The 16,021-nt window shown below is 64.7% G+C and carries 14 protein-coding genes; 11 read left to right on the plus strand and 3 right to left on the minus strand.

Going from position 1 to position 16,021, the window contains the following annotated elements; all coding sequences use genetic code 11:
• Window positions 1-26 precede the first annotated feature (26 nt).
• From CFB82_RS39705 to CFB82_RS39745, 9 genes are read left to right on the plus strand one after another with little or no spacing between them, the layout of a single operon-like run.
• Window positions 27-1,145, plus strand: a complete 1,119-nt coding sequence (locus CFB82_RS39705) for an ATPase, T2SS/T4P/T4SS family (RefSeq protein ID WP_089487699.1) — start codon at window positions 27-29, stop codon at window positions 1,143-1,145.
• Window positions 1,142-1,888 (plus strand): FadR/GntR family transcriptional regulator, encoded by a 747-nt coding sequence (locus CFB82_RS39710; RefSeq protein ID WP_089487700.1) that lies wholly within the window; start codon window positions 1,142-1,144, stop codon window positions 1,886-1,888. The genes CFB82_RS39705 and CFB82_RS39710 overlap by 4 nt, the downstream gene beginning before the upstream one ends.
• Window positions 1,881-2,315 (plus strand): hypothetical protein, encoded by a 435-nt coding sequence (locus CFB82_RS39715; protein WP_233629092.1) that lies wholly within the window; start codon window positions 1,881-1,883, stop codon window positions 2,313-2,315. The genes CFB82_RS39710 and CFB82_RS39715 overlap by 8 nt, the downstream gene beginning before the upstream one ends.
• Window positions 2,312-4,609 carry a type IV secretory system conjugative DNA transfer family protein gene (locus CFB82_RS39720; protein WP_089487701.1) on the plus strand — a complete coding sequence of 766 codons (2,298 nt, stop codon included), beginning with the start codon at window positions 2,312-2,314 and terminating at the stop codon, window positions 4,607-4,609. Before CFB82_RS39715 ends, CFB82_RS39720 begins: the two co-directional genes overlap by 4 nt.
• On the plus strand, window positions 4,602-7,493 hold the full coding sequence (locus CFB82_RS39725; protein WP_089487702.1) for a DUF5710 domain-containing protein: 2,892 nt from the start codon (window positions 4,602-4,604) through the stop codon (window positions 7,491-7,493). The genes CFB82_RS39720 and CFB82_RS39725 overlap by 8 nt, the downstream gene beginning before the upstream one ends.
• A gap of 36 nt (window positions 7,494-7,529) precedes the next feature.
• On the plus strand, window positions 7,530-8,270 hold the full coding sequence (gene stbB, locus CFB82_RS39730; RefSeq protein ID WP_089487703.1) for a StbB family protein: 741 nt from the start codon (window positions 7,530-7,532) through the stop codon (window positions 8,268-8,270).
• A complete protein-coding gene (locus CFB82_RS39735; RefSeq protein WP_089487704.1) occupies window positions 8,267-8,773 on the plus strand; it encodes a hypothetical protein in 507 nt (168 codons plus the stop codon). The genes stbB and CFB82_RS39735 overlap by 4 nt, the downstream gene beginning before the upstream one ends.
• Before the next feature lie 14 nt (window positions 8,774-8,787).
• Window positions 8,788-9,393 (plus strand): phospholipase D family nuclease, encoded by a 606-nt coding sequence (locus CFB82_RS39740; protein ID WP_089487705.1) that lies wholly within the window; start codon window positions 8,788-8,790, stop codon window positions 9,391-9,393.
• A gap of 29 nt (window positions 9,394-9,422) precedes the next feature.
• Window positions 9,423-9,824: a plasmid mobilization protein gene (locus CFB82_RS39745; RefSeq protein ID WP_006749850.1), complete on the plus strand. Its 402-nt coding sequence runs from the start codon at window positions 9,423-9,425 to the stop codon at window positions 9,822-9,824.
• 79 nt (window positions 9,825-9,903) lie between these two features.
• Here the strand turns inward: CFB82_RS39745 and CFB82_RS44320 are convergent, their stop codons facing one another.
• The gene (locus tag CFB82_RS44320) at window positions 9,904-10,293 is read right to left on the minus strand and encodes a hypothetical protein (RefSeq protein ID WP_256990749.1); all 390 of its coding nucleotides are present in this window, start codon (window positions 10,291-10,293) and stop codon (window positions 9,904-9,906) included.
• 69 nt (window positions 10,294-10,362) lie between these two features.
• On the opposite strand from CFB82_RS44320, the gene CFB82_RS39750 reads away from it, so the two are divergent.
• Together CFB82_RS39750 and CFB82_RS39755 are read left to right on the plus strand one after the other, a co-directional pair.
• Complete coding sequence (locus CFB82_RS39750; protein WP_256990750.1) at window positions 10,363-12,855, plus strand: LPD7 domain-containing protein; 2,493 nt, start codon at window positions 10,363-10,365, stop codon at window positions 12,853-12,855.
• A gap of 233 nt (window positions 12,856-13,088) precedes the next feature.
• Window positions 13,089-13,676: a hypothetical protein gene (locus CFB82_RS39755; protein ID WP_256990751.1), complete on the plus strand. Its 588-nt coding sequence runs from the start codon at window positions 13,089-13,091 to the stop codon at window positions 13,674-13,676.
• A gap of 480 nt (window positions 13,677-14,156) precedes the next feature.
• On the opposite strand, the gene CFB82_RS39760 is transcribed toward CFB82_RS39755, so the two are convergent.
• Both CFB82_RS39760 and CFB82_RS39765 read right to left on the minus strand, forming a co-directional pair.
• Window positions 14,157-14,648 (minus strand): hypothetical protein, encoded by a 492-nt coding sequence (locus CFB82_RS39760; protein WP_218829090.1) that lies wholly within the window; start codon window positions 14,646-14,648, stop codon window positions 14,157-14,159.
• 46 nt (window positions 14,649-14,694) lie between these two features.
• On the minus strand, window positions 14,695-15,768 hold the full coding sequence (locus tag CFB82_RS39765; RefSeq protein WP_256990752.1) for a hypothetical protein: 1,074 nt from the start codon (window positions 15,766-15,768) through the stop codon (window positions 14,695-14,697).
• Window positions 15,769-16,021 lie beyond the last annotated feature (253 nt).

The raw sequence follows: 16,021 nt of genomic DNA on the forward strand, positions 1-16,021 counted from the left end.
ACCGACATCCCTTCATCGGAGTGCTCATGAACATGCGATACGACGACAGCGTCACGGTACGCAGTCACCTCAAGACTCTCGGTATCGACGAGTGGCTGAAGCGACCTGGCGTAACCGAGTTCGCGATAAACCGGCCCTTCGAAGGCTGGACGGAGACGCGCGACGGTTGGCAGCGACATGAATTGCCGAATGCGTCGTTGGAGGCGCTGCTCCAGTTTGCGCCGGCGCTTGCGATCTACAACAAGGCGAAGCCTCCGCTTTCTCCGGCAGAGCCGGAAAAGCCGGTGCGCCTGCCTGACGGCGAGCGTGGTCAGATCGTGATCCCGCCGGCGTGTGAACTTGGCACGGTGTCGCTGACGATGCGTGTGCCGAGCGCAACCCGGTTCGCAGTTTCGGAGTTGGTGGCGAGCGGGTTTTCGTCGAAGTTTCGCGATGTTGTCGGGCATGCGGTCGATGTCGCGGCCGCCAAGTTGGACACAGGCGATGTCGACGTGAAGAGCGCGACTCCCGTGTTCAATCCGGCGCAGGCGCTCGCGGCCCCGGCCGTCGTCACCCTGCAGCGCTTCGAGGTTGCAATGCTCGATGCGCTTGCAAATCGCGACGTCGAGCGCTTCCTGACGCTGGCAATCCTCAACCGCTTGAACATCGTGCTCGTTGGCGGCACGGGATCCGGCAAAACCACGGTCACGAAGGCACTCGCTGACCTGGTGCCGCCGGAGACACGTGTTGCGACGATCGAGGACACGCACGAGTTGCCGCTTCCGTACCACCCGAACCACGTGCATTTGTTCTACAGCGAATCGCTGCCGGCGCGGCGCATCGTGAAGGCGACATTGCGGATGAAATTCGACCGCGTGTTCCTCGCCGAGCTGCGTGGCGACGAGACCTGGGACTACCTAACCCTGCTGAACACCGGCCACCAGGGCGGGATCACGACCGTGCACGCGAACGATGCGATTGCCGCGCTGTCGCGAATCGCCACGCTTGTGAAGCAGAGCCCGGTCGGCCAGACGCTGACGTGGGATCACCTGATGCGCGAGGTGAAAACCACGATCGACGTCGTGCTTTACATGGAAAACAAGCAACTCAAGGAAATCTACTTCGATCCGATCACGAAGTGGAAGCTGCTGCGGGGTCTGGCATGAACGCGCGACCGAACGAGCTTGGAATCATGGCGCGCGACGCCGGCGCCGATGCGGTTGCGACCGAACGGCCACCGCATGCGGCCGCTGACTGGCTGGCCCAGCAGATCCCCGCGTTTTGTGATGCGACGGACGCGTTGCCGCCGCAGGCGATGCTGGCGCAGGAATTGGGCGTTAGCCGCGCACTGCTGCGCGAAGCGGTGAGCCAGCTGGTCGCGCGCGGCGTGGTCGACGTGCGCACAAAGGTTGGCTCTCGCGTGGTCGACGAGCGGCAATGGCAGATCGTCGATCGGCATGTCGTTAGCTGGCGGCTGGCGCGCGGGACGGATCCGGCTTTTGCGGCCGACATTGCGGCGATCCGCCGCGTGCTTGAGCCCATCGCGGCCGCCGATGCGGCGCTGTATGCCACGCCGGAGCAACGTGGGAGCATCACGGTCGCGTGTGCGATGCGGCTGGGCGCCGCCACGCAAACGGAATATGCGAGCGCGCGCCAGGGCCTGCACGTGGCGATCCTGTCCGCCAGCTCGAATCAGATCCTGCAGCAGTTGACGTGCCTCGTGCCGTTGCCCGGTCTAGCGGTGGATGGAGAGGCCAGCGCACCGGCGATTCCGGATGGCGAGCGCCAGGCCCTTGCGCTGCTCGAGGCAGCGATCCGACAGGGCGATGCCAGTGCTGCGCGCGCGGGTATTGAACGACTCAACACATGGGATCTATCCCGTTCGAACGGAGGGGATGCCGATGCGTAATACGCAAACCGTGAATTCGGATGGCGCGCTGCTGTCGACGGTGCGGCAACCGGTGATTGATCCCGACGTATGGCTCTGGGCGCAAACGTGCGCTTGGGCGCAAATCGCCGGGCTGGCCCGGAAGCTGGCGATCGGCCCCGACGCAACGATGCGGGACCAGCTTCGCGACGCGATCGTGCGGCTGACGCACGTGCATCGCGAGTTGGCCAGCATGGGCCAGCCGACGGCGCTCATGCACTGTTCCGTGTTTATGCCCGGCCAGATCGAGTTCGCTTTCTATGCGCTGGCGCCCAACGGGCGAGTCGCACTGTGCGTCGACGGGGCCGAGGGCCGGGTCTATCGCTTCGACGTTTGCTCGCCTGTTCTGCACGAGACCTTGGCGCCGTTGCTCGCGTCAACGGCTGACACGCAGGGAGCATCACGATGAAAAGTCGTCTGATCGTGGCCGTAATCCTGAGCGTGTTCAGCGGCGCAGCCGCGTTCGGCGCTGGCCGTCTCCTCCATCTCGACGCGATGACCGATCCAGCCGAAATCGCCGCCGTGACCGGGCTGATCCTGGCGCTGTGCATGCTGTGGGGAACATGTGCGAGCGCCGTGCTCCTAAAAACGGCGACGACGTTCGATCGCGTCGTTGCGGGCGGCCTGTTTGCGCTGGTGGCGTTGACGGGGCTGGCCGTGGCTGGCCAGTTCGCCGGCGCAACGCTGTTCGCCAAGATGGAGAAGTTACCGGATTCGGCGATCGGGCTTTGGACGCTGCGCGATTACTGGCACTTTTACGGGGACATACAAGGCGTGAAGCGTTCCCTGCAAATTGCCACGGCGGCCTCGATCCTTGTGCCGCTTGTCCCGGTCGCTGCGGTGATCGCGGCGCTGGTGATGAAGCCGAAGCGCGACCTGCACGGCGACGCCCGCTTTGCCTACAGCTACGAAATCCGCCGCTATGGCCTGCTCGACGAGGCGAACGGCCGCACACGTCAGAAAGCTGATTACCGCGATCCGACGATTATCGTCGGCCGGTACAAGGGCAAATACCTGACGTTTCGCGGAACTGAGTTCGTGATGGTTGCCGCAAAAACGCGCTCACGGAAAGGTGTGGCCATTGTGATCCCGAATCTTCTCACCTATTCGGATTCGGTGGTCGTGCTCGACGTGAAGGGCGAGAACTTCGACCTGACGTCTCGTTTTCGGCAGTCCTGCGGGCAGAAGGTATTCCGCTGGGCACCATTCGATCAGGCTGGCTACACACACCGCTGGAACCCGCTGTTCAAGATCGCGAAGAGCCCCGCCTTCGTGCGCGTCGGCCGCCTGCAGGCGATCGCTGCGCGCCTGTATCACACGGCGGATGCGCGCAACAAGTTCTTCTACGAACAGGCGGCAGACCTGTTCATGGGGCTTGCGTTGTATCAGATGGAAATGACCGGCGACTGCACGTTCGGGCAGGTGCTGCGACTCGCCACCACGCCAGATAAGAAGGTGCGCGAACATCTGACGGAGTTGATGCAGCATGAGCCGCAGAAGGGCGTGCCGTTGTCGGGAGACTGCCTTGGCGCACTCTCGCGCGTGCTGGCGTCGCCGGACGAGACGATGCTGAACATCGTCGCGACGTTCAACGCGGGCCTCCGTCTCTTCAGCAACCCGATTGTCGACCAGGCGACGAGCGCGTGTGATTTCGAGCTCGACCGCGTGCGTCGCGAGTTGATGTCGATCTACGTCGTGATGCCCGTGCGCGAACTTGCGGTCGCAAGCCTGCTCGGCAATCTGTTCTACACGCAATGGATCGAGGACAACCTCGACGTGTTGCCGGGCGAGGATCCGACCATCAAGTATCAGTGCCTGGGTGTCGGTGACGAGTTCACCGCGCTCGGCCGGATCGAGGTGCTCGACAAGGGCAATGCGTTCATCGCGGGTTACTGGATTCGTCTGCTCACGATCCTGCAGTCGAAGGCGCAGCTGGAGCCGAGCGAGCTGTACGGCCCGGCCGGCGCCCGCACGCTGATCACCAACCACGCCGTGCTGGTCGCGTATGCACCGGGCAACCAGCAGGATGCAAAGGAACTGTCGGAGACGCTCGGTACGTTCACCGAAAAAGCGACGTCCAAGAGTCGCAATCACGGCCGTAACACGTCGACCGGCACGAACACGTCGGATCAGGGCCGGGCGCTGATGTTCGACCAGGAATTGAAGCGCATGGAAATTCACGAGGAGATCGTGCTCGGCTTTCAGCGGCCGATCCTGTGCGAGAAGGCGACCTATTACGAGGACGACCTGTTCATCGACCGCATGCGCTCGGTCAGTCCGATGCTCGCGGCAATCGACAAGCGTCTGCCGACCGAAGAAGAGATCAAGGCGGCCTGGCGTGCCGGCGAGCTGCGCGCTACTGGCATCCCAACCCACAACCCCGAGTCGTACCACGCGGTGCTTTCTGCGAAGGCCGCCGGCGAGATCCGCCTCGCGCGGCAAGCCGGCGCGAAGCCGCTGACCGCGGCTGAGCTGCTGGCGCTCGATCAGCAGAAGCCGGGGCCGCTGGCGACGGACATGGCGCTGGCCGGCTTCGAGGCCGATTTGGCCGAACTCGGCATGCTGGTGCGCGACGACGTGCGCGAAATGCTGGCAGGCATTCGGTTCGATTTCAACGTGGCAGCGGCGGATGTTGCTGTCGATTCTCAGATTGAGCCGGCAGCGCGGGCGGACAACGAAGTGAAGGAGGTGGCGCATGGCTGACGAGAAAAACCCGAAACGCGAACGGACATATCTGGAAGTGCCGTTCAAGGAAAAAGACGCAGCGAACGAGCTGGGTGCGAAGTTCGACCGCCGCTCGAAGAAGTGGTACGTGCCGGGCGGCACTGACGTCGCGCGGTTCGCACGCTGGATGCCTGCGCCGGAAGCGAAGGCCGGAGAGCGGCCCGCTGACGTCGCGCGTGCGGTGGAATCGGATACCAACGAATACGGCAGCGACGCCGATTTCGAGCGCGAGGCTGTTCGCCTGAGCGACTTGATGGGGCAGCCGATAGAAGAGGCACGCGAGTTCGTCCGGGAATCGGTGCGTGGCGCCGAGGAGCGGGCCGCGTTGCAAGCCCGGGACCAGATTCAGAGCCAAGGCGGTTCCGCATTCGATGCGATCGACGCCGTGCGCACGGCGGTGCGCCAGGCGCGGAATCAGTATTTTGCGGACCGTCAGCACCTGTATGCGCCGGCGCGGAGCGCGCAGCAATCGGAGGCTTCGGCCGGGGGTGCCGCTCGGCGCGGTCCGCGCCAAGCGCCGGCCCGGCGTGTTCGCCCGAAGCTCGACGATGCGGCGCTTGGCCGCCGCTACCGCGAAATGATTCAGTCGATCGCCACGACGGTCACGCTTCGCGGCGATGAAGTGAACCGCACGCTCGCGCTCGAGCATCGGCTCGAGTCGATTCATCGCGACGCGTGGCGCAAGTCCAACGACTCCGCTGCCGGGGATCGCGCGATCGGCGAGCAGATCCGCACTCGCACGGGCTTTGCAGCAGACGAGCTGCCGCCGCTGGCGGCCGAGGCGCTGAGCAAGCTTCGCGATGAAGCCGAGTTGAGCCCGATCGAGGTGGAAGAGCGTACGCCCGTGCGCGATGTGACGGAATCCGACCCGATGGACGATGAACAGCCGGTCGATCCGATCATGGGCGAGCCATCGCATGCGCACCGTCATCGCGATCCGGAACGCGACGACGGTATTGCGACGTTCGCGGACATCGCCGAAGCGTTCGAGCTCGATGAGGTGATGCGGGAGCGCGCGGCCGAAGCAGGCCCGGCGACAGGCGAACTGGGGCCGGTTTCGCAATCGGACGGCGAGACCGTCACGTTTGCTGATGTTGGCGAGGCTGCGGCGGCTGACACCGCGCCGGGCGATCGCACGCCGTTGCCGGCAGAGCCGGTCGTCGCGCAGCCGGCGCCGGCGGTCACGTCGGAGGGCAGCACAGTCACGTTCGCAGGCGTGACCGATTCAACGCCGATCGACGATGCGATGCGTAGCCGCGGACTGACGGCCGACGTGGTGTCCGTGACCCAAGACACCGCGCGATCGACAGTTGGCGCGACGGTGGCGAACGAGCCGGACGTCCAGCCGGGCCAGGCAGTCAACGACAAGTCCATGAATGTGTCGGTCCAGCCTGGCCAGGTCGACACCCAGATCAAGCGCACGCAGTCGGACGCCAGAAACGAGCCGGACGCGAAAAACCCGGTCAACGATCCGTTGCGGCCGGAGCTCGACACGGTGTCGCCGCAAGACCTGCAGCGCGTCGGCGCAGTGCGCGCCAGCGAGCGCGCGGCGGCCGAAACGCTGCTGCGCGAGCAGAGCAAGCCCATGCCGAAGGCGGAGGATGTTGCCGCCGGCGCGCCGGCGGCCACGGTCGACGTCGACGCTGGCGAGAACCAGATCGAAGTCGATCCGTCCTTGCGCAAGCCGATTACGACGAGAGACGGCTACACGATCCCGCCGCAGATCGCATCTCGCTACATGGTGAAGGAAGGGCGGTTCTGGAAGCTGGACGGCATGGAGGCAAAGCCGGGAAGCGAGCCGACGACGAAGCCACATTTCGAGGACGTCGGCTCGCGCCTGAAAACCCAGCAGAACGATCGGGGGACGATCGCCGACATGCTGGCCGTGATGAAGGCGAAGAACATCGATTCGATCACGGTGAAGGGCAGTGAGACGTTCCGGCGCAACGCATGGATCGAGGCATCGCTCGACGGCGGCATCGAGGTCAAGAACTTCAAGCCGAAGGAAGCGGACTTCGCGTTGCTCGAGGCGGCGAAGCGCGAACGCGCGGCGCTCACGATCAAGTCCGGCACGTCACCCGAGCCGACCGTCAGCCCGAAAGCAGACGCGACACCGAAGGTTGAAACCGCGCCTGCCACTCCGGCGACGCCGGCGCGAGCCACCGTGACTGATACGCCGAAGGTTGCGCAATCGCAGGAGGCTGCGGCCAAGCCGGCAGACTCGCTGTCCGGCGAATTACTCGAGCACGGTAGTGCGCGGTACCAGCACCAGAAAGACGCGTCGTACTCCTATTTCGTGCGGTACCGGGACGATGCTGGCGTCGAGCAGACGGTCTGGGGCGTCGATCTCAAACGGGCGATGGAGGTTTCTGGCGCGAAAGTCGGTGATGCCATTTCGCTCAAAAACCTTGGCGAGACACCCGTCACAGTTCAAGCGCCTGTGCGTGATGAAGCGGGCAAGGTGATCGGCACGGAGCCCAAGGACGCTATCCGTAACGCGTGGGAAGTGACGCGCACGACGCCTGAACCGGCACCAGCGGAATCCAAGGCGCCCGAGCGCGAGTCGTTGACCGTCGCGCAGATGCGCGAGCAGCTGAGCAAGGTCATCGAAAAGATGCCCGCCCGGCAGCGCTCCGAAGTGCTGAACCGATTCGACGCGCGGATGCAAGCCGGCACCGAAGTCGAAGCACGTATTGCGCGTGGCGAGCTGAGCCGCGATGCGGGTGCGGCCGAGATCGACAAGCGTGCGGCCGAGCTGCATGCGGCATGGACGGCACCAAAGGCCGCGCCGACCACGAACCCGTCGAACGGCCCGAAACAGGAACAGCAACCGACCCGTGGCCAAACGCCGAGCGTGATGTGAGCGCCGGGTCGCACCTATCTACACGAGGAATCTGAAATGAGTTTGAGCTTTGCAACCGTGAACTGCACCGGCAACGTCGGTAAAACCACCGTGACGCGCGAGCTGCTGGCGCCTCGGCTGCCGCATATGTCGGTGCGTCAGATCGAGTCGATCAACACCGACGACTCGGCCGGCCCGAAGGTCGAAGTGATGATTGCGGCGCGCTTCGACGAGCTGCACGAGGAATTGATGCGCGGCCGCGAACTGCTTGTCGATATTGGCGCATCGAACGTCGAGGAATATCTGAACCGCCTCGATTCGTCCGAAGGTGCGCAAGAGGACTATGCGTGCTTCATCGTGCCGGTCGAGCCGGAAAGCAAGCAGCTGAAGGACACGATCAAGACGATCAACATGCTCGCGGATCTCGGTGTGGAGCCCGAGCGGATCCGCGTGCTGCTGAACAAGGTCGAGCTGGTCAAGAGTGAGGCGCGCGAAATCACGCTGCGTCGTCACTTCGGGCAGCTGTTCGAGTTGCACGAGCGGATGGGGTCGTTCGTGCTGAACGAGGATGCGCTTGTGCCGAAGAACGACGTGTTCACGCTTGCGGCGGCGGCCGGCCGCACGATTCACGACATCGCAACGGACGGCGTTGACTACAAGGCGCAGCTGGTCGCCGCAAAGACAGGCGCGGAGAAAGATCGCCTCGTGAAACTGGTCAGCCTGAAGCGTAAGGCGCTGTCGATCGAGCCGTTACTCGACAGCGCGTTCAACGCGCTGCTGGCGGGAGTCGTTGCATGAGCGACCAGACGCCGCAATCGGATCGCGCTGACAAGGCCTCGGAGCGTCTTGGCCAGGTGCTCGCCACGATGCCGGCGTCGAACGAGCTGGCGGTGCTGACCGAGATCTTGATCGAGCAGATGAAGGTCGTGGACGCGCAGCACCACGTCGTCGCGCTGATGGAGTCCACCGACCAGAAACTAACCGCGACGGTGCAAGCGGTGCGCGAAGAGAACGCCCAGTTGACGAAGCTGGTCACGCAGGCGCGGCAGGCCTTCGTCGGTGAAGTCGCCGCGAAGGCGGCCGACCAGGCACGTCGAGCGGCGGCCGCGGAAGTCGTCGACGCGCTCGCCCAGCTGCGCGTCGCGGTCGAATCGCACGATCGCACGGCCCGTCACATTGCGTCTGGGCGCTCCGTTCGTTCGCCGCTCGAGGCGCTTGGCTCTTTCGCCGGGCAGATCGCCGCCGCGTTTTGCGCAGGCGCGGCGCTCGTGTGGGCGGCCGGCCATTTTTTCGGCATCTAGTCCCCAATACCACCATGTCGAATCATCGAATCCTTCGCGCTGTCACGCTTGCCTGTCTGCTCGTCGTCGCAAATTCGGCACACGCGTTCGATCTCACTGCCCCATGGTCGTCGATGACGAGCCGGCCAGCAGCGGACGGTCGAACCTGCAGTTCGGAAGTCGGATTTTCGCCGGAAGGCAGCGCAGCACGTCTCGTCGCCGACGTCCTCGATCGTGCCCATTCACGCGTGCACCTGGCCGCCTATACGTTCACGTCGCCCGACATCGTGCGGCGGTTGATCGCGGCGAAGCGCCGCGGCGTCGACGTCGCCGTGATCGCCGATGCGAAGGAAAACACGGGCGGCCGCGGTGCCCGATCCGGCCAGGCTGCGCTGAATCTACTCGTCGAAGCCGGCATTCCCGTTCGCACGGTGTCGGCATACGCGATCCATCACGACAAGTACATCGTGGCCGACAGCGAAACGGTCGAGACGGGGTCATACAACTACAGCACCGCTGCTGCGCGTCGCAATAGCGAGAACGCGGTGGTGATTGCCAATTGCCCGTCGCTCGCTGGTGCGTACGAGACTCACTGGCAAAGCCGGTGGTCGCAGGGCGAGCCGTATCGCTCGTCGTATTGAGACGCGAACTGTAGACCGGTGAGCGAACGATGAGCAATGACGATCTCAATGTACTGACCGAACCGAAGCGCCGCGGCCGCAGGAAGGCTCAGTCGGCGCTCGGCAAGCCGGTCAGCACGCGGCTCACGGAAGAACAGTGGCAGATCTTCAACGACAAGGTCGAGCGCTCGGGCATGAGTTCATCCGAATTCCTGCGCGACTGCATCCTCACGAACCGCACGCAGATCGTCGAGCGGCCGCGGGTGACCGTCGAGCGCCAGCGGATCATGTACGTGATCAACAAGACCGGCAACAACCTCAACCAGCTGGCCCACGTGGCGAACACGGCGCGCGTGTCCGGCCACCTGTCCGAATCCACGTTCGCCGCGCTGGTCGACGAGCTGGAAATGATTACGCAACTACTGAAGGCGCACCTCCATCGTGTTGATTAGGGTGTCCGGCCGCCACGACGGCGTCAAACAGTACCTCGAGGAAGGCCGCAAGGTCGGCCGAGAACTCGATCGCGATGACCTAGACGAGCGGGGCGTGCTCGTCGGCGATCTCGACCTGACCGACGCGGTGATTCAGTCGATCGACGCACCGCCGAAGGTTGAGCGCTACCTGTCGATCACCCTGTCGTTCAAAGAGGATCACGTCGATCGCGAAACGCTGTTTCATATCGCCCGCGATTTCGAAGCGTTCGCGATGCACGCGTACCGTCCGGACGAATACAGCTTCTACGCCGAGGCGCACTTGCCGCGCGTCAAGAGCTATGTCGACCAGGCGACCGGCGAGTTGGTGGAGCGCAAGCCGCACATCCATATCGTGATTCCGAAGCTGAACCTGATTTCGGGCCATACGCTGCGCCCGTTCGGCTTCGACAAGCACAACACGCATTTCATCGACGCGTTCCAGGAACACACGAACGCGAAGTACGGGCTCGCGAGCCCGAAGGACAATCGCCGTACGCTGCTGACTGACGCGTCGGAAATGATCAGCCGCTATCGCGGCGATCTGTTTCGCGCGAACAGTCGCGAGCTGAAGGAGCAGATCCTCGACGCAGTGCTTGATCGCCAGATCGAGAGCCATGACGACTTCATGGCGCTGTTGCACGAGCACGGTGCCGTGCGCATGCGGAACGCCGGCCGCGACGACTCGTATCCGAACGTGAAGCCGGCCGGCGCCGAGAAGGGCGTGAACCTGAAGGAATACGTGTTCACGCCCGCATTCATCGAACTGCCGACCGCCGAGAAACTGCAGGCGCTGTCGGCCGACGCTGCGGACCAGTACGAGGATGGCGTCGCGCCGCGCCGCACGCCGGACGAAGTCACGGCGTTGCTCGATGAATGGTACGCGTCGCGCGCGCGCGAATTGAAATACCTCAATAGCGGTAGCCGCCAGTACCAGCGCTACCAGGAATCGTCCCCCCACGACCGCCAGCTGATGCTCGCGGAACTCGAACGCGGCTTTTACGCACAACACCTAAAGGCACATCATGACCGAGCAGACGACACCCTCCCAGGCCTCGAAGGACATCTTCGACGAAATGGAAGCGCATTTGAATACGGCACCCAGCCGTCCGACGCCTTCGACGAGCTTGGCGCAGGCGCACGAGAACTCGACGTCGATGCCTCCGAGTGGGAGCCCGGCTGGAGCGCCGGCGACGCGCCAGGGCGCTTCGCCGATGGATACGACGACCTCGATGCACAGTTTGACTTTGTCCCAGCTGAGTCGAGCCCGGCGGCCGAACCCTTCGACCGTCTGCGAAACGTGCCCGGCCGCCCTGTGGACGGCATCGGAAGTGGATCTGCAGTGCTACTGCCGGATCATGCGCTTCACCAGCTGGAGCCAGATGGCGCCGTATCCACGGACGGCATGCGATGGCATCCAGATCGCGATGGAGAGCCTGCAGCGCAACGAGTAAGCGGCCCGACGCCGGGCGAGCTGGATGCCTATCACCGCGCGCTCGAGGCGCATTACGCATTCGGCGACCCGTTCGACAAGCTGCCCCCGATGCGGCCGCCGGCGATGCAGGTGCCCACCGGCATGTCGCCGCCCGATTGGTTTTCCGATCGCCGGCCGGATCCGTTTCTCGATCCATACGACGTGCCGTTCTATCTCGATGCCGCCCGGCCGATCGCGCCGCGCTCGCCCGAGATCCCGGCCGACGTGGCGCCCTATCGCTCGCGCCGTTCACGGGCGGGCGACGACGCATTCAACACGCCGCGCCACACCGGCCGCGTGTCTGACAACGTCTTGTCGCAGCTGGCGCGCGATCGCCGCCAGCGCGACGACGTCGCGGGCCAGGACGGCGAGTTTCGCGCGATCCGCCAGGGTCTCGATGCGCGCCGGCTGCTGGCCGAGCTGTCGCACACGCATGGCGTGCGGCCGGCCAAATACACGGTGTTCACCGGCCGCGACGGCGCCGATCGCATTCGCGCGGGCAAGCGCGCGCTGAACGTGTCGGACTTCCTGACGAAAGAGCTGAATCTGTCGTGGCGCGAGGCCGCGCCGATGTTGCGCGCGATGTATCAGCGCCAGCAGGCGGGCGAGCCGATTCCCGCGCCACGCGAGCTGCCGCGCGCAGCGCTCTGGCGCGAGTATTCCATCGCGCGCGAGGCGCATGTCGCCGCGCGCAGCGACGCGTGGCTTGCGCAGCGCGCCAGCGAACAGCAGCGACGCGGCGAGATCCGAACTGCCTTCGAGACAAAGCGGACCGCCATCAAGCAAGACGTGCGACTCTCGCCGGCGGACCGGCGCGCGGCGACGTCGCTGGCACGCGCCGAGCAACTGGGCCGTGACGACGCGCTGCGCGAGTCGATCGCGCTCGAACGGGCGTCGCTCAAGGCGCAGTTCGGCCCTGCAGGGGGTCCGAGCGTTTCCGACTGGTTGCGCACCCGTGCCGAGCAAGGCGACGAGCGGGCGCTCGAGGAGCTGCGCCGAACTGCTGGACTCGATCGGTCGTCGGCCGACGTCGACGTCGGTGACGAAGCGTTCAACGTAATTCGACCGAACACGCCTCGGTCGCACGACCACGACGAACACAACGCGATCATTTTCCGGTCGCCCGCTCTGTCCTGGTCGGTCAACGAGCGCGGCCACGTGACCTACCGGCGCGACGGCCGCGACGTCGTGCGCGATCGCGGCAACAGCGTGCAGGTTCTGCAGGCCGACCGGTCTGCGATCGAGACCGGGCTGCGGCTCGCCCAAAGCAAGTTCGGCCGCACGCTCGAGCTCGCCGGCGATGACGCTCACCAGTTGGCAGCCGCCAAGGTCGCCGTTGATGCCGGATTGCGCGTGCTGTTCAGCGACGCGCGGCTGAATCGCGCGATGGACGACTATCGCCATACGCGAGTCGACCAGCATGTGCGCGACGTCCTTGGCACGCCTGGTGCCGGCGCGCCGGCAAATCCGCAGCCGCGTCCAGTGCGACCGGCGCCGGACCAGCCTACGCCTTCCGACAACAGCAAGCCGACCCTCTGATGCACGATCACGATCGGCCGCAACCCGTAAGCGCCCACACCGCCACCGCACCGCTCGATGCCGAGCCGGTGCCATCGCACGCGCCCGCTCGGCGCGGCGGCCGCCCGCGCATCCTGACTGAGATGCAGAACCGTCTCGATGCGTACCTGAACGATCCCGACCAACACTTGCCGACCCTCAACGCAGCGAACGGCACCGATCGTCAACAGCGCCTCGAGCGTCGCATCGCCTGCGTGCAGCTGCTGCGCGCGATGCTCAAATATCTCGACCTGGCCAGCCTACGCGTCGGCATTCCGCAGCGCGACGGCGGCTTCATGAGCGTCACAATGCCGTTCCTGGCCAAGCACGTGTGCCTGCCCGTGCGTCGGGCCGAGCGCGCGATGCGCGATCTGCTGCATGCCGGCCTCGTGACGGCTCAGCAGCGCGCCGAGCGAACGGAAGACGGCGGCTATCGTGGTCTGGCGTCACTTCGCCAGCTGCCGGCGGCGTTGTTCGGCGCATTCGGCATGTCGAAATGGCTGCGCCATGAGCGCAGCAAGGCTGTGATGCGACGCTATCGTGCCGCGGCCGCAGCCGCTAAAACTGAGCGCGAACTGCTGCGCGACAGCCGCGCCGAGGCGCAGGCCTCGCTCGCGTTCAGCGGAATCGCGCAACGCCTGCAGCGTCGCCGCACCGCTCGCGCGCCGTCGGCCGCCGACACGTCGGCGGTGGCCACCGACCGCAGCGAGGCGATCGCTCGCCGCATCGGCATACTGAAAGCCCTTCATCCCGACTGGGATCGCGAACGCTGCTACGACGTCGCCTGCAGCGAACTCGAATAGGGCGCGCGTCCCTCCCATCACGAACCATTCCGGCACCGCGGCGCTGACAAGCAGCCGCGCGCCCGCGTTTGCTCGTGCGCACGGCACTGCGGATATCGCGCACGCTGAGCGGCGTTAAACGCCCGCAAACGGCCTTCTGGCACCCACTTATCCACAGGTCCCTGCTTTGTGCAGTTGCGCCGGCGTGCCGGCAGCCGTTTAGCTGTCGGGATGAATAGCCCTTAATTGTCGGACCTTAATCAGCGCATTTTTATCAGTACGGCAGGAAGTCAAATCCACGCCCCCACGCCTACGGCGCGGGGGCCTAAACGGCGCTGCGCGCCTTGACGGCCCCCGAGGCGGTGCATCAAGCGCCAGGCGGGCGTGGGCGCAGCGCGGCCCGGGGTACTTCGCGCGATCTGAAAACCTGTTTGGCAGGAAGGGGGCGGTCGGACGAGCCGCGGCGGTACTGTTCCTGCCGCGCCACTGATACCGGCCAACTTAGCCAGCTCGACGAATCATTTCGGCGTGCGTACCGTTGATCTCCTCGACGGCTTTGTTTCCCGCCGCCATATGTGAGATCAGGATCTCGTTCGCCTTGGTGAAGCGATGTTCGAGCCGCACGGTGTACGAATTCGTGAGCCAGCTGACAAATCCGGTGAAGTAGGTAGCGCTGTCGAGGTCGCGCCATTTCACGCCGGTCACGCCTCGACTCCACGTCAGAATCCCGCGCCGAAGCCAAACACCGTGATCGTCCATGAACAGCACGTAGCTCCGCTCGAACGCGATCGTGTAGATCATGCCGACGATGATCACGAGCGCCGCGACCGATGCAAGCAGCGGTGTACGCTGCCATAGCAACACGGTGACGATTGGTAGGGCCACCACGGCGAGCGCCAGTCGGCCCACGAAGGCAACCCAAGACTTCGTGGCCAGGATCACGATCTGCCGACCCGGCGATTGCACCGGTACCGCTTCAACGATTTCGTTCATGAATTTCCTCGCATTGGACAAGTTGGATGGAGAGGCCCGACGGCAATCAGATTGCGCCCCACGCCAGCTGGGCCCGCTTCGCGTGGGCGGCCACTTCCGGATCGGCGCGCACGGCTTCGCCGAGGTGCGCGATTCGCGTCATCGCTGGACGGTCAAAGTGAAAATTCTTGTCCCCGTCCCAGAGGATGAACTTGTTGTACGGCTTGATCGGCAACCCGAGCCGCCGCGGGCCGGCGCCGTACTCCGGTAGGCTGGCGTCATCGTCGGCAAGCACGGATGCAACGGCGACCAGATCGAAGAAATCCTGGATGAGAGGCGGTGACGTTAGCGTCAGGAGCATCGGACAGAGGTCGCCGAAATCGACAATCGCGCTCATTCGCGGGCCGGTCATCATGAATTGCGCGGACAGCCCGTCAGCCTTGACGACCGTCATCGGTCGGGCAAAGGCGTCGTCGCCGTCGTTGCTGATGGGTTCCCCCGTCTCCAACCAGTAGGACCGCACGGCGAGCCCCAGCAGCGACTCGAAGTACGGCGCGAGCGCTTCATGGATCACCGCATCGGGCAGGTCAGGTTCCTCGCCTGTGAAAAAACCGGCGATCGAGCGTGAGAGCCACTCTGCATAACTGGCGGCCGGCCAATCGGGCAACGCGTCCGCGACGCGCGCAATGCCGTCGACCAGGGATTCGCCGTCGTTGAGGTTAAGTTTCGAGCGGTGGTATACGTCGCTGGGGTATTCCGCTCGCCCGGTGTGGCGGGTACGCGTGATGAAGAGCGCGCGTGTCGCCTGCAGGACGTCGACCAGGATCGCGCGCGTGACGAACGTTCGGCGCGGCCGCCCGTAAGCATCATGCACGCGTTGCGCGATGAAGGCCCATTCGTCTCGCTGCAGCGGCTCGTTTCGATAGTAGCGATCGCGGAGCAGCACCAGCGCGGCTTGCGGATCTTCGAGCAGGGAAGCACGTCCTTCGCGCTGACGTCGATCGGCGTCGATGCCGAGTTCCATCAGTCGTCGCGCGACTTCCGACGACGACGACTCCTGCCACTGTCCCTTGAACTTTTCGACGGCTTGCGCCAGCGACGAGCCTATGCGCATCGTCAGCAAGGATGTTTTGTTTGCCATGTGATGTAATCAATTTTGTATGACACAAAACATATTCGAACACATTCGACCGCACTGTCAAGCGCAACAGGGCACGTGGCCGCCCGGTGCTAGCAGGGGCCGTGTGGCGTGCAGGCCACGTCGCGCATCGCGCGACGTGGCACCGCCGGCGGAGCCGGCCGGGTTCTCCAAGGGGCATCCCCTTGGAGCACGGGATATGGAAAGGGAAATGCGTCAGCATTTCCGTTTACATATCTGTCGTGCCTCGGCCTCC

It is taken from the genome of Burkholderia sp. HI2714 (genome assembly GCF_002223085.1).
In the GTDB taxonomy this organism is placed as follows: Bacteria; Pseudomonadota; Gammaproteobacteria; order Burkholderiales; family Burkholderiaceae; genus Burkholderia; species Burkholderia lata_D.

Excerpts from the sequence above, each read along its gene's own strand:
- CFB82_RS39705 (WP_089487699.1), top strand. The coding sequence starts at position 27 with ATGAACATGCGATACGACGACAGCGTCACGGTACGCAGTCACCTCAAG.
- CFB82_RS39710 (WP_089487700.1), top strand. The coding sequence starts at position 1,142 with ATGAACGCGCGACCGAACGAGCTTGGAATCATGGCGCGCGACGCCGGC.
- CFB82_RS39715 (WP_233629092.1), top strand. The coding sequence starts at position 1,881 with ATGCGTAATACGCAAACCGTGAATTCGGATGGCGCGCTGCTGTCGACG.
- CFB82_RS39720 (WP_089487701.1), top strand. The coding sequence starts at position 2,312 with ATGAAAAGTCGTCTGATCGTGGCCGTAATCCTGAGCGTGTTCAGCGGC.
- CFB82_RS39725 (WP_089487702.1), top strand. The coding sequence starts at position 4,602 with ATGGCTGACGAGAAAAACCCGAAACGCGAACGGACATATCTGGAAGTG.
- stbB (WP_089487703.1), top strand. The coding sequence starts at position 7,530 with ATGAGTTTGAGCTTTGCAACCGTGAACTGCACCGGCAACGTCGGTAAA.
- CFB82_RS39735 (WP_089487704.1), top strand. The coding sequence starts at position 8,267 with ATGAGCGACCAGACGCCGCAATCGGATCGCGCTGACAAGGCCTCGGAG.
- CFB82_RS39740 (WP_089487705.1), top strand. The coding sequence starts at position 8,788 with ATGTCGAATCATCGAATCCTTCGCGCTGTCACGCTTGCCTGTCTGCTC.
- CFB82_RS39745 (WP_006749850.1), top strand. The coding sequence starts at position 9,423 with ATGAGCAATGACGATCTCAATGTACTGACCGAACCGAAGCGCCGCGGC.
- CFB82_RS39750 (WP_256990750.1), top strand. The coding sequence starts at position 10,363 with ATGATCAGCCGCTATCGCGGCGATCTGTTTCGCGCGAACAGTCGCGAG.
- CFB82_RS39760 (WP_218829090.1), bottom strand. The coding sequence starts at position 14,648 with ATGAACGAAATCGTTGAAGCGGTACCGGTGCAATCGCCGGGTCGGCAG.
- CFB82_RS39765 (WP_256990752.1), bottom strand. The coding sequence starts at position 15,768 with ATGGCAAACAAAACATCCTTGCTGACGATGCGCATAGGCTCGTCGCTG.